At 73.0% G+C, this 13,231-nt stretch carries 11 protein-coding genes; 3 read left to right on the forward strand and 8 right to left on the reverse strand.

What is annotated here, in order from left to right:
- Positions 1–25: 25 nt before the first annotated feature.
- A complete protein-coding gene (locus tag EHS43_RS05140) occupies positions 26–439 on the forward strand; it encodes an SsgA family sporulation/cell division regulator (protein WP_125189330.1) in 414 nt (137 codons plus the stop codon).
- A 23-nt stretch (positions 440–462) separates the two neighbouring features.
- Here the strand turns inward: EHS43_RS05140 and EHS43_RS05145 are convergent, their stop codons facing one another.
- The 7 genes from EHS43_RS05145 to EHS43_RS05175 form a co-directional block, all read right to left on the reverse strand.
- Positions 463–1,560, reverse strand: coding sequence for a chemotaxis protein (locus tag EHS43_RS05145; RefSeq protein WP_125189331.1), 1,098 nt, complete (start codon positions 1,558–1,560; stop codon positions 463–465).
- A 98-nt stretch (positions 1,561–1,658) separates the two neighbouring features.
- Positions 1,659–1,889 carry an acetyltransferase gene (locus tag EHS43_RS05150; protein WP_125189332.1) on the reverse strand — a complete coding sequence of 77 codons (231 nt, stop codon included), beginning with the start codon at positions 1,887–1,889 and terminating at the stop codon, positions 1,659–1,661.
- 194 nt (positions 1,890–2,083) lie between these two features.
- Positions 2,084–3,670 (reverse strand): alpha/beta hydrolase, encoded by a 1,587-nt coding sequence (locus tag EHS43_RS05155; RefSeq protein ID WP_125189333.1) that lies wholly within the window; start codon positions 3,668–3,670, stop codon positions 2,084–2,086.
- A 122-nt stretch (positions 3,671–3,792) separates the two neighbouring features.
- Positions 3,793–4,530, reverse strand: coding sequence for a class I SAM-dependent methyltransferase (locus EHS43_RS05160; protein WP_125189334.1), 738 nt, complete (start codon positions 4,528–4,530; stop codon positions 3,793–3,795).
- Between the two features lie 19 nt (positions 4,531–4,549).
- The gene (locus EHS43_RS05165; protein ID WP_125189340.1) at positions 4,550–8,836 is read right to left on the reverse strand and encodes an aminotransferase class I/II-fold pyridoxal phosphate-dependent enzyme; all 4,287 of its coding nucleotides are present in this window, start codon (positions 8,834–8,836) and stop codon (positions 4,550–4,552) included.
- Between the two features lie 136 nt (positions 8,837–8,972).
- Positions 8,973–9,452: a nucleoside deaminase gene (locus EHS43_RS05170; protein WP_125189335.1), complete on the reverse strand. Its 480-nt coding sequence runs from the start codon at positions 9,450–9,452 to the stop codon at positions 8,973–8,975.
- A gap of 9 nt (positions 9,453–9,461) precedes the next feature.
- Positions 9,462–10,667 (reverse strand): MFS transporter, encoded by a 1,206-nt coding sequence (locus tag EHS43_RS05175; protein ID WP_125189336.1) that lies wholly within the window; start codon positions 10,665–10,667, stop codon positions 9,462–9,464.
- A 57-nt stretch (positions 10,668–10,724) separates the two neighbouring features.
- Here EHS43_RS05175 and EHS43_RS05180 point away from each other — a divergent pair, with 57 nt between their 5' ends.
- Together EHS43_RS05180 and EHS43_RS05185 are read left to right on the forward strand one after the other, a co-directional pair.
- On the forward strand, positions 10,725–11,096 hold the full coding sequence (locus EHS43_RS05180) for a MerR family transcriptional regulator (protein ID WP_125189337.1): 372 nt from the start codon (positions 10,725–10,727) through the stop codon (positions 11,094–11,096).
- Positions 11,097–11,143: 47 nt separating this feature from the next.
- On the forward strand, positions 11,144–11,920 hold the full coding sequence (locus EHS43_RS05185) for a GNAT family N-acetyltransferase (protein WP_125189338.1): 777 nt from the start codon (positions 11,144–11,146) through the stop codon (positions 11,918–11,920).
- A gap of 87 nt (positions 11,921–12,007) precedes the next feature.
- Here EHS43_RS05185 and EHS43_RS05190 read toward each other — a convergent pair whose 3' ends face one another.
- Positions 12,008–12,889, reverse strand: coding sequence for a GNAT family N-acetyltransferase (locus EHS43_RS05190; protein ID WP_125189339.1), 882 nt, complete (start codon positions 12,887–12,889; stop codon positions 12,008–12,010).
- Positions 12,890–13,231 lie beyond the last annotated feature (342 nt).

Below are 13,231 nucleotides of genomic sequence, written 5' to 3' on the forward strand. Positions count from 1 at the left end.
ACGGGGTCCCCGGACTCCTAAGAACATGGACACGACCTTCGAGCAGCCCGTCCGCGCCCGGCTGATCACGGCGGAGAACGAGCACCTGCCCGTCCCCGCCACTCTGCGCTACGGCTCCGCCGACCCGCTGGCGGTGTGCGTCGACTTCCCGCCCGAGGTCTGCCTGGACGGCCAGGGGGCGACCTGGACCTTCGCCCGGGCCCTGCTGGCCGAGGGATTGAGCGGGCCGGCCGGCGGCGGCGACGTGCACATCTGGCCGTGCGGGCGGGACACCACGGTCGTGGAGTTCCACTCGCCGTACGGCCTCGCCCTCCTCCAGTTCCCGACGGACGTGCTGCGCGGCTTCCTGCTGGGGACCTACACGGTGGTCGGCGCCGGACAGGAGGATGTCGAGGAGGCCGTCGAGCGAGGGCTCAGCGCCCTCTTCGGGAGCGTCTGAGCCTTGTACGGTCTCCCGCCCGCTCAGTACCGCAGCACGCCCGCGATCCCGTCGACCCCGCCCAACGTGCCGTCCGGCACGAAGCGGACGTCGGCGCCGGTCTCCAGGCACTGCTCGACGATCTCGTCCACGATGTCCTCGCGGGCGTCGAGGTCGCCGCTCTCGGCCGGGACCAGGTGGTCGCCGTTGTCGTCGCGGACCGTGACCCGGTAGTTCTCCTCGACGGCCAGCAGCCCTACCCGGCCCTCCCGGGCGTTCTGCCAGATCTCGTCGACGCCCGCCGCGAACGCCCGCCGCCCGCGCGCCGATTCGAGCTCCCGGGTCACCGCGTCGGTGCTCCTGCGGGCCTCCGCGGCGACCAGCGGACCCACCGCCTGCCACACCGCGTCCGGGGTGCCGTGCGCGAGGCCGCCGTGCGGGACGTGCACCGCGTCCTTCGTGACGGTGCCGACGTCGGCCAGCGCGGACAGCGCCGCGGTCTCGCCGGTGATGTATAGCGGGCGCGGGTCCTCGCGCAGGAGTCCTGCCACCGCGGTGTCGGTGTCCCGCAGGAAGTGCCGGGTGTCCTCGTCCCGGAAGGTGCTCGGCATGTCGCCGATCCGCTCCAGGCGCTCGGCGTCGAAGTTCTCCCGCGTCCTGTTCAGCGGGAAGCCGTCGCCGTGGTGCTCGGTGACCCGGTCGACGCCGCCGTTCCACAGGGTGGCGCGGTCGGCGGACACCGACAGCACCCAGAACGGCCGCTCGGAGGCCTGTGCGGAGACGAGGTTGCGGGTCAGGAAGGTGTCCGCGAGCACCACGCGCTCGGGGACCGCGCGGGCCAGGGACCACACCTGGTGCTCGCCCGGCGCGGCGAAGATCACCAGACCGTCCTCGGCGTGCGTCAGATCGACCTCGGTGAGGGCCTGGTCGAGCTGGCGGGAGACGTCGATGCGCCGCTCCCGGGGGACCGCAGGGTCGGCCTCCAGCTGCTTCTTGGCCTCGGCCACCACATTGCGCAGCCGGACCGGATCCTGGGTGTTCTCGGGTTCGCGGCGGTGGGTCGGCGTCAGCACGGACACCGCCGGATAGGCGCGCGGGCGGCGCAGTTCGGAGAGGGTCGCAGGGCTCAGTGCGTGCTCCATAACAGCACCATAGGACCGATCGGCCGATCAGGCATTTGGGGCAACTTGATCGGCCGCGCAGGTCATTCGGCCGTGCCGGCTCGCGTACGCGGAGCCCTCTAGGCGGCCCAGTGCTCGGGACGTGCCACGTATATCCAGTCGAAGCCGTCGTATCCCTCGGTGTCGAGGTGCGGGGCCCGGCTGAGGCCCGCACGTTCCGCCACACGCTGTGAAGCCCTGTTCGCCGGGCGCACGCGGGCGATGAGCGGGAGGTCCGGCACGTGCGCCGCCCCGGGGGAGGGGGCGAAACGGTGGAAGAGGTTCAGCACCGGTTCTCCGTGGAGCCCCATCGGCTCGATCCCGCGGAAGCCGGGCTGCCGGGCACGGCCGTGGCGTCCGACGACCCAATAGCCGTAACCGTGTTGTGCCCGCCGCCTGTCCCTACGCCGGTGGAGGGCGACTCCGTCGGAGGGGTTGTGCGCACACGCGTCGGTGTGTACCAGGCGACGCAGTCTCAGTCGGTCGGTACCGGCCCGCGCGGAACTCACTCCTCGCGTTCGGGGCCGCAGGAGCTGCCGTTGGGGGGCAGGCTGCCGTACAGGAGGAAGTCGTCGACCTTGCGGTGCACGCACTTGGAGGAGCCGTAACCGGTGTGGCCCTCGCCCTTGTTGTCGAGGACCACGGCCGCATCGCCGAGGCGCTCGGCGGTCTCCTCGGTCCAGCGGTACGGCGTCGCCGGGTCACCGCGGGTGCCGACGAGCAGGATCTTCGGAGTACGCACGTCGCGCACCTTCTCGCGGATGTAGTCGGTGCCCCTGGGACGGCCGTAGCACATGAGGTACTCGGTGAGCCGGTAGCGGCCGAACACCGGCGACGCCTGCTCGTACGCGGCGCGCAGCCGGGTCAGGTCCCGGGCGATCCGGTCGGCGCCGGGGCGGTCGGGATCGTCCGCGCAGTTGACCGCCATCAGCGCCGCCGGAAGATTGTCGATCGGCACGTCCTCCACATCGGAGAGCGGGGTGTCCGTCGGGTCGTCGGTGGGCGGCCGCGCGCGGGTGAGGAACCCGGAGCCGCCGCCCGCGAAGGTGAGGACCCCCGTGGTGTCGCCGTCCTCGACGAGTTCGGCGAGCGCACGCTCCAGGGAGGGCCACAGATCCTCGCTGTACAGGGCCTGACTGAGGGCGCCCACGAGGTCCTGCCCGGTGAAGGCGGGGCCGAAATCCGTCGGCACCGGGTCCTCGTCCAGCGACGCCACGAGCCGCAGGACCTGCTCCCGGGCGCCCCGCGCGTCGGTCCCGAGGGGGCAGGCGATGTCCTTGACACACCAGTCGACGAAGTCCTCCAGCGCCGTCTGCTGCCCGGCCGCGCCCGCCACGCCCTGCTCGGACAACGGCTCGGTGAGGGTGTCCACCCCGTCCAGCACCAGCCGGCCCACCTTCTTCGGGAACCGGGCCGCGTACACCGCCCCGAGCCGGCTTCCGTAGGAGAAGCCGAGGTAGTTGAGCTTCTTGTCGCCGAGGGCCTGGCGGATGACGTCCAGGTCGCGGGCCACGTTCACGGTGCCGATGTGCCGCAGCACGGGGCCGGAGTGCCGCGCGCACTGGGCGGCCGCGTCCCGCAGCCTGCTCAGCACTGTCCGCGGGTTCTGGGCGACGGCCGTCTCGTCGTCGGTGGCCGCCAGGGCCTCGTCGGTGCCGGCGCCGCAGCTGACCGGAGAGGACCGGCCCACGCCCCGCGGGTCGAACGACACCACGTCGTACTCGTCCGTGAGGCCCATGAAGTCGTCCCCGCCCGCGGCGAGCGCGGGTACGCCCGCGCCGCCCGGACCACCGAAGTTGATCAGCACCGAGCCGCGCTTGTGCCGGGCCGTGGACCGGTAGCGGGCGAGCGCCAGGTCGAGGGTGCCCGCGTGGGGCTTCGCGTAGTCGAGGGGGACGGTGACCTTTCCGCACTGGAGATCCTTCGGCGTCTCCATGCCCACGCACTTCGACCACCGGATCTTCTGGCCGTAGAAGCGCGACAGGTCCGGTCCGGAGCCGTCCGCGGCCGCGGCCGGCAGTCCGGCGCCGAGCAGGGCCAGCCCGAGGGCTCCGGACACAGCGCATCGTCGCCTCGTCACCTTGGCGAGCATCCATGCCTCCAAGGACGCCCATCGGCGCCCTCGATCACGATAAGCGCCCCTGCCACGGCCCGCCTCCGCACGAGCGGGACCACGGCACGTGCCCTGCCCCGCACCGGTGGTGAGGGGTTTGCTCACCTCTGCCCGTCCGCCGTCACCGCCGTGAGGAGCACCATCCCGGAGTCCCCGTAGTCCGGCAGGGTCGGGTCGGTGTCGACGCGGGTGACGGACAGCTCGCGGGTCAGGGGTGCGAACACCTCCGTGACGCTCTCGGGGGTCACCGGACAGCCCGGCCAGCGCGAGCTCGGCCCGACGCGGTAGGTCGGCATGTTCTCCATGAACGCGGCCACCAGATACCCGCCCGGCACCACACAGCGGACGAACGCCCGGCAGAAGCCGGCGAACTCGGCGAAGTCCTCCGTGGCCCCCTCGGCGACGAAGTGCATGGAGGCCAGCCCGTAGCCGCCCGGCTCCAGGTCCCGGACGTCCGCGTGGACGACGTGCACCTGCGCCAGCGACGCCGCGAGGGTCCTCGGCAGGTCGGGGTTGAGGTGCCGGCACAGCGCGTGGAACGGCAGCCAGCTCGCGTCCGGCCCGCACACGATCTGCCGGTGCAGATAGGCCACGTTGCCCGCGCCGGCGTCGACGGCGTCCACGTGCCGGCTCGCCGCGGACGCCAGGATCAGCGGATACAGGTTGGGCCCGGCACCGAACTCCACCGAGCGGGCCACCCCGCCGGGAGCCAGACGCCGGTAGAACGCGGAGTGGTGGGCGATCACTTCGGCGTCCGAGGGGTGCAACTCCCGGTAGTTCTCGGCGAGATAGTCGGCGACCGGCCAACGGTCCCAGTCCACGTCGTCGTTGTGCGTCATCACCACCGTCACCACCTCCTCAGTTCCGCGGCCGCAGCCGGAAGCGCCCGGCCAGGGCGGTCAGCGTCGTGTTCAGCCGGTCGATGTCCTCGTCGGAGTTGAGCGCCGTGATCTGGGCCCGGAAACCTACCCGGTCGCGGGGCACGAGCGGATGGGCCGCGAGCGTCACGTAGATGCCCTCGTCCCACAGGAACGCGGCGACCGCGTCGAGGTCGGCCGGGTCGGCGAGCGGAACCTCCACGATGGGCAGCCGGTCGGTGTTGAGGGTGCGCACGCCGAGGTCCGCGAGATGGTCGAGCACCCGCGTGGTCTTGCGGTACAGGTCGGCCCGCAGCGCGTCCCCCCGGCGGTCGTTGACCTCCAGCCCGGCCAGCGCGGTGGCCAGCGACGCCGTGGGCGAGGGACCGGAGTACAGATAGGGGGCCGCGGTGGTCTTGAGACGGTCCTTCAGGTCACGGGGCAGCGCGAGGAACGCGAGCAGCGACGAGTACGCCTTGGAGAAGCCGCCGGCCAGCACGATCCCGTCGTACGACTCACCGGTGTGCCGCACCACGCCGTTGCCGCGCCGACCGTACGGGCAGGGCTCGTTCGGTCCGCGTTCCCCGATCACTCCGAAGCCGTGCGCGTCGTCCACGTACAGCGTCGCGCCCCGGTCGCGGCACAGCGCGGCCAGCACGGGCAGGTCGGGGACGTTGCCGGTCATGCTGTTCACGCCGTCCATGCACACCAGCCGGGTGGTGCGGGCGGGCACCGAGGAGAGCAACGCGTCCAGTTCCTCGGGCCGTTCGGCGTGGAAGCGGTGCAGGGTGGCGCCCTGGCCGCGGGCGGCCACGCAGCCGTCGTACACCGTGCGGTGCGCGCTCGCCTCGACGAAGACGTGGCCGCCGTCGGCGAGGACCGGGATCACCGAGGCGTGGATGAGGGTCAGCGTCGGCAGCAGCAGGGTGTCGGGGGCGCACAGCAGCGCGGCGAGGCGCTCCTCCAGCACCGGATACAGCCGCGGACTGCCCAGCAGCCGTGACCAGCTGGGGTGGGTGCCCCACCGGCGTACCGCCGGGTCGATGCGGGCGGCGATCTCCGGGTCCCAGTCGAAGCCGAGGTAGTTGCAGGAGGCGAAGTCGCTGAGCCAGCGGCCGCGGCTGCGGATACGGCGGCCGCGGACCTCGTCGATGACCGCGTCCGTCATCGGACTGGTGCGCCGCAGACGGTCCAGGTCCGCCGCGCGCCGCTCGGCGGAGGCCGAGGCCGCGGACCTTCGGGCCGGGCGCCCGTCGCTGCCGCCGGAACCCGGCACGACGCGCCCGCCGTCCTGCCGCAGCACCCGCTCGCTCTGCTCGACCGTCATGGGCCGGGCGAACAGGAACCCCTGCCCGAACCGGCACCCCATCGCGGCCAGCATGTCCCGCTGCGCCGGGTCCTCGATGCCCTCGGCGATCACCTGCAGCCCCAGTGTGTCGGCGATGCGGACGATGCCCTCGACGAGCGCGACCTGCCGGGCGTCGCGCGTGATGTCGTCGATGAACGACTTGTCGATCTTCAGTACGTCGATGGGGAAGTCCCGCAGATAGCGCAGCGAGGAGAACCCCGTGCCGAAGTCGTCGACCGCGATGTGCACCCCCAGCTCCTTGAGGGCCTGGAGCACCGCCTGGATCTGGGCGTCCCGGCGCAGCAGCACCGTCTCCGTCAGCTCCAGCTGGAGGGAACCGGGGGCGAGCCCGGGCGTCCGCAGCGCCCGGCCGACCTGGTCCACGAACCCGGCGTCGCGGAACTGGCGCGCGGACACGTTCACACTCACGTACGGCGGCGTCACCGGCCCCGGCAGCCGCTGCAGGCCGGCGATGTCGCCGACGGCGTTCTCCAGCACCCACGAGCCCAGCGGCGCGATGTGCCCGGTCTCCTCGGCGAGGGTGATGAACTGCTCCGGCGACACCGGCCGGTGCGGGGCCCGCGGCCAGCGCACCAGTGCCTCGAAGCCGACCACCTCGCCCACGTCGATGTCCACGACGGGCTGGTAGCGCAGGGCGAACTCCTGTGCGGCGACCGCCTCGGCGAGCCGGCTCTGCAGATCGTGCCGCTCGACCATGCGGGCGTGCAGCATCGGCCTGAAGCGCCGCCACTGCCGTTTGCCCGCCGACTTGGCCGCGTACAGCGCGAGATCGGCGTGACCGAGCAGTTCCTCGGCGTCGGTGCTGTCGCGGGCCGTGGCGACGCCCACGCTGGCCGAGACGGTGACCGACTCGTCGCCGAGCACGAACGGCCTGGTGAGGGTCTGCACCACCTGCGCCGCCAGCAGTTCGGCGTCGAGTGGCTCCCGGGCGTCCTCCATCAGTACGGCGAACTCGTCACCGCCGAGCCGGGCCGCGGTGTCGGTGCGCCTGAGGGTCCGGGTCAGCCGGTTGCCGACCGCGACCAGCAGGTGGTCGCCCGCCGAGTGCCCCATGGTGTCGTTGACCTGCTTGAAGTCGTCCAGGTCGATGAAGAGCAGACAGGTCAGGGCCGACCCGCGGCGGCCGCGCAGCAGGGCGCGCTCGATGCGCTCCAGGAGCAGCGTCCGGTTGGGCAGCCCGGTCAGCGAGTCGTGGAAGGCACGCTGGGTCAGCTCGTTCTCCAGCCTGCGCTGCTCGGTCACGTCGCGGAGCGTGACCACCAGACCGGCCACGGTCCGCTCGTCCCGGAAGTCACTGCACCGCACCTCCACCTCCGCCCGGCCCTCCCGGTGCCGCACCCACCAGTGGTCGTGGGTGACGCGCGGCCCGTGTTCGCGCACGGCGGCCAGCTCACGGGCCGCCCGTTGCCGGTCGCCGGGATCGACCAGGTCCGGCAGCGAGGTGCCGGGGAGGTCCGCGGTGCCGAAGACGGCGGCGGCGGAGGGGCTGGCGTACCGGATGGTGTCGTCGTCCTCGACGATCAGGATGACGTCGGAGGTGTTGCGCACCAGGGTGCGGAAGTAGGCCTCGCTCTCCTGGCGGACGACCTCCTGGCGCAGCAGCACTCTTTCCATGGCGAGCCCGGCGTGGGAGGCGAGGATCTCCAGCGAGCCGTGCGTCTCGGTCAGCGGGCCGTGGGGGCCGGCGATCAGCAGGACCCCGGGGTCCGGGGTGGCCGGGCGGTCGGGTGAGGTCATGGGGCACACCTGGACGGCCGGGAGTCCGTCCAGCCGGTCCGCGACGCCGGGGCCGAGGTCGGCGGGGGCCACCAGACGGGCCTCACGGGGACGCAGGGGCGCGGCCTCCTCGGCCGACAGCAGCAGCGTCCGGTGCCGGACCGCCGGGCCCAGGAGCCTGCCGACGGCCGCCTCGCAGGCCTCCGCGACGTCCTGCCTGCGGACCGCGGACACCAGGGCCCCGGCCGCCCGGCGCAGGGCCAGTTCGCGGGCCACGGCGCCCCGGTGGGCCACGACCATGCCCGCCAGCCGCAGGATGACCAGCAGGAACAGCACGGCCGAGAACGCGGCGATCACCGCCGCGTGGCGGGCGTTGTGGGTGAGCGCCTCGTACAGCAGGATCCCCGGGGCGATGAGGGTCACCGCCGCCAGCATCACGAGCCGGTGCGGCGGCGGTAGCGGGGAGTGGCGCTGCGGGACGACGGAGGTGAGCTCCCGCATCGAGGGGTGCAGGGCGGCCAGGCCCCAGGCCGTGTAGAAGACGATCCACCCGGAGTCCAGCAGGGTGCCGGCCTGCCACAGCGAGTTGAGCTGGAGGATGCCGTAGGCGATGTCGAAGCCGAGCAGGGTCAGGGTGCCGATCACCAGCAACTGCACCGACCGGTTGTGCCCGTCGACTGGGCTCGGGGTCAGCAGCCGGGTCAGCAGGGCGAGCACCAGGACGTCCCCGAGGGGGTAGGCGATGCTGACGGCCCGGTGCTGCCAGGTCAGGCCCTCGGCCTCGGCGAGCGGCATCACCAGGTACACCCACACCGGCAGGGCGAGCCCCGCGGTGAAGATCAGCGCGTCGAGCAGGCTGGGCAGGTCGTGGCCCGCCCAGCGGTAGCGGATGAGCCCGTACAGGCCGGCCGCGAAGAGCGGGTAGGTGGCGAGGTAGCAGGCGTCCGCGGGGGAGGGGACGGGGTTGGTGACGGCGTAGTACTCCTCCATGACGTTGTAGTACGTGTCGCCCACGACGAAGGTGAACAGGCCCGCCGCCAGCACCCACCAGGGCCAGCGGTGGGCGGGCCGGTGCAGCCGCACGCCGACGAGCACGGCGCAGACGCCGGCCAGTCCGATGACCGCCCAGACCGGTGTGCGCGCGGCCGGGAACGTCAGGTAGCAGAGGGTGGCGACGGCGACCAGGAGGACATGGGCGGCCATCGGCCGACGTGCCGACTGCACGGGCATCCGCCTCCCCCTACTGGCCACTGGAGGAGACCGGGCCTTCGACCTGGTCCCGGGATCCTTTTCGATCGTAGGCACGGGGGTGGGGTGCTGCATCCCGGCGGACCGGCGGTCAGCGCCGGTGGAACCGGTGGTGCAACTGCCGTACACGCTCCGTGAACTCGGGTACCGGGCCCTCCACGAGCACACCGGGCGCGATCTCGTGGACCGGCAGGGTCCGCACCGGTGGCGCCGGGACGCCCAACTGGTCCAGCCACTCGGCCAGTTGCTCGGACGAGGCGACGTACACGATGCGTCCCAGGCCCACCCAGGCGTGCGCGGCGGAGCACATCGGACAGTGCTCGTTGGAGGTGTACACGGTGGCCGCGGCCCGCTCCGCGGGCGTCAGGTGCGCCGCCGACCAGCGGGCCAGTTCGAACTCGGGGTGGCGGGTGCGGTCGCCGGAGGCCACGCGGTTGTGGTCCTCGGCGAGGATCTCGCCGCCGGCGCTCACCAGGACCGAGCCGAACGGTTCGTCCCCGGCCTCCAGCGCCTCGGCGGCCAGCTCGACGCAGCGGCTCAGATACGGCAGTTCGCTTTTCTTCACGACCATGCACCGAGCCTAGGGGCGGTGCCGTCGGGGCGGAAACGCGGATCGCCGGCCCACGGCGACCACCCCGAGGGCCACCGCGACCAGCGGCAGCGACACCCACGGCAGGGCGCCCGGCCCCAGGTCCTCCAGGACCATCCCGCCGGTGAGCGAGCCCACCGCGATGCCCGCGTTGTACACCGTGGTCTGCAACGACGTGGCCACGTCCGCCCGTTCCGGGCCCGAGACACCGACCAGCGCGGTCTGGATCAGAGTCGGCGCGCCGCCGAAGGCGATCCCCCACAGGACGACCGGCACCAGCAGCACGCCCGCGGCCCCGGTCAGCAGCCCGAGGACGGGCATCACGGCGGCGCACAACCCCAGCGCCCCGAGCAGCGTCGCCCGCGGACGCCGGTCCACCAGCAGCCCGGTGACCCAGATCCCCACCACCGTCGCCGCTCCGAACACCAGCAGGACCACGCCCGTGCGGCCGTAGCCGGCATGCGCCGCGAACGGGGCGACGTACGTGTACATCACCTGATGCCCCACCAGCAGGAACAGCGTGACCGACAACACGGCCGGGACGCCCGGCAGCGAGGCGACCCGGAGGAGCGGCACCCGTGCGTGCGGTGCCTCGCCGGGGAATCCCGGCACCCGCCACCGCACCCAGCCCACCAGCAGCACCGCGAGGGCGGACAGCAGCCCGAACGCCGTGCGCCAGCCCACCGCTCCGGCCAGCGCGGTGCCGGCCGGGACGCCCAGCGACAGGGCGAGGGTGATCCCCGCGAGCACGATCGCTATCGCCCGGCCCCGCCGCGCGGCGGGCACCATCCGGGCCGCGTACCCGGCGAGCATCGCCCAGAGCGTGCCGCCCGCGCACCCGGCCGCCAGCCTCGCGGCGAACGTCAGGGCGTACGACGAGGACAGCGCCACCACCGCGTTGCTCAGGGCGAACGCCACCAGCGCCCCCATGAGCACCGGCCGGCGCGGCAGCCCGCGCAGCAGCGCCGTGAGCGGGATCGCGGCGGCGAAGGACGCGGCCGCGTACCCGGTGACGAGGAAGCCGATCCGGGCCTCGGCAACGTCCAGGGCCGGGGCCATGCGGGGCAGCAGACCCGCCGGCAGCAGCTCGGTCAGCACGGCGGTGAAGGCGGCCGTGGACAGGGCGAGCAGCCCGGACCACGGCAGCGGGGCGGACGCGGGCAGCGCCGGGCCCCGGGCAAGGGAGACGGTGGACATGCGACCATGGTCGGACCCTCACATCAGTGTGAAGGCAAGGGCCGACGGGAGGGCGTCATGAGGATCGGTGAGCTGTCCCGCCGTACCGGAGTCCCCACCAGGCTGCTGCGCTACTACGAGGAACAGGACCTGCTCCACCCCGCACGGGACGACAACGGCTACCGCTCCTTCGACGAGGCGGCGGTCCGGGACGTCCAGCAGATCCGCGGGCTGCTGGACTCGGGCCTGACCACGGAGATGATCCGCACGATCCTGCCGTACCTGTCGGGGCCGGAGGAGATCCTGCTGCCGCCCGAGCACCTGACGCCGGGGACGGCCGCCCTCCTGGAGGCCCACGTCGACCGCATCCAGGCCCGGATCGACTGCCTGGCCCGCAACCGCGACCGGCTCAGCGCCTATCTGGCCGCGGTGCGCGCGGCGGCCGGGTGACCGTAAACGCCATTGCCGCACGGACGCCCGGGTGATGGAGTGAGCGCATGGATCATGCAGCGGTACTCGCTCTCTTCGACCGGGACATGCGCGAAGGCGCACAGCCGGACGGCCCCGGCGCGCGTGTGGAGCGAACGGGCCGGGTGGTCCGGCAGGTCGCCACCGAGCACGGCTGGAACGGCGTCGTCTGGTCCGGCCTCGACGCCGCGAGCGCCGACGAGGCGATCGCCCAGCAGATCGCGTACTACACCGGGCTCGGCCGCGAGTTCGAGTGGAAGCTGTACGGCCACGACCTGCCCGTCGACCTCGGACAGCGGCTGAGAGCGGCCGGTTTCACCGCCGAGCCCGAGGAGACGCTGATGATCGCCGAGGTCGCCGACCTCACCCTGGACGTCCGGCCGCCGGAGGGCGTCCGCTTCCTCCCGGTCACCGACCGGGCGGGGGTCGACCTCGTGGCGGACGTGCACGAGAAGGCCTTCGGCACCGACAGCTCCCGGCTGCGGCACCAGTTGCTCGCCCGGCTGCGGGACGACCCCGACACCGTGGTGGCGGTCGTCGCGCTCGCCGGGGACGTGCCGGTGAGCGCGGCCCGTATGGAACTCGTGCCCGGCACCCGCTTCGCCGGACTGTGGGGCGGCGGCACCGTCGAGGGCTGGCGCGGCCGCGGCATCTACCGCGCCCTGGTCGCCCACCGCGCCCGCGCGGCGATGGAGCGGGGGTACCGCTACCTCCAGGTCGACGCGCTGCCCACCAGCCGCCCGATCCTGGAACGCCTCGGGTTCGAGCCGCTGACGATCACACAGCCGCACGTCTACCAGCCGTAGGACCGGGCGGTGCGCCCAGGTCACCGGGCCGGCCGAAGCTGCTCCGGTGCCTTCTGGTGCCCTCCGGCCGGTGCCGAGAGCCGGTGATCACAGGTCGAGCTGGTACTCCACGGCCCTGTGCGTCGGCAGGTAGCCCAGGGAGTCGTTGACGGCGAGCATGGGCTTGTTGCTCTCCGCGGTGTCGGTGCGGAGCCCGGACAGCGCCGGGTGCCGCTCCAGCGTGTGGCGGACGGCCGCGGCCTTCATCCAGCGGGCCAGCCCACGCCCACGGTGTTCGGGGAGCACGGCGGTGCCGTAGTGCTGTCCGTCGCCCAACCCGTCGCCGGGCACGACCAGTTCGGAGAAGCCGACCACGCTGCCGTCCCCCGCGTCCACGACGGCGACGGTGTGCAGCAGCTCACCGCGCCGGGCGACGGCCTCCGCGGCGGCGACCACGCGGTCCACGTCCCAGACGACCGTCCCGAAGTCCGTGTCGTCCATCGGCATGTCGTCCATCGCGCGTCGGGACCGGGCGAACGACCGCGCCAGGGCGTCCGGCACGGTGCCCTCCCACGCGGTCAACCGGTAACCGGGGTGGGGCACTTCGACGAGCGCGTCGAGGGTGGCACGGTCGATGTCGGCGAGGGGGAGCCGGGCGTACGTGAGGGTCAGTACCGGGCGGAAGCCCCGTGCGGCCAGGAACAGGTCGGCGGGGGAGCCCTGTACGGCCTGCGCGATCACCGACCGCCGCCGCTCTTCGCGCGCCGCGTCCACGGCGGCCTCCAGGAGCCGGGTCCCGACGCCCTGCCGCCGCTCGGCGCCGTGCACCGCGAGCCGCAGCTCGGCGAGGTGCTCCTGCCCCTCCTTCGTGAACAGCCGCAGAAAGGCGGACCCGAGAGGGACCCCGTCGTCCCCGGAGGCCAGCCAGGCCAGACGGCGGCTGGAGGCGCCGGGTCGGGGATCGGCGAGCGGGGTGATGTCGAAGGACAAGCGAGTCTCCGTCACGGGCAGGGGAGGTGGGCGCTTGCAGCCTGCCGTCGGGCCCCGGCGTCCGCAACGGGATTTGCCGCGGGCGGCGCCCGTCGGCGGCGGTGACACGCGTGCCGTGTCCCAACGGTCGGTCAACACCGGGTCAATCCTCGTCGGGAGGACCGGATCGCTTCTGTTCAGCCATCTGCATGTCATGTACCGTTCAAACTCTTCGCATATCTATGCGCGTAGTTCTTCTCCCGCAGCACCCTTCCCCCACTCCTCACGGAGGTATGCCGGATGTTCGGGCTCACTCATCCCCACCACAGACTCGGCGCGGTCCTCGCCGGCCTCGGACTCCTC

It is taken from the genome of Streptomyces sp. RP5T (assembly GCF_003933965.1).
Lineage (GTDB): Bacteria > Actinomycetota > Actinomycetes > Streptomycetales > Streptomycetaceae > Streptomyces.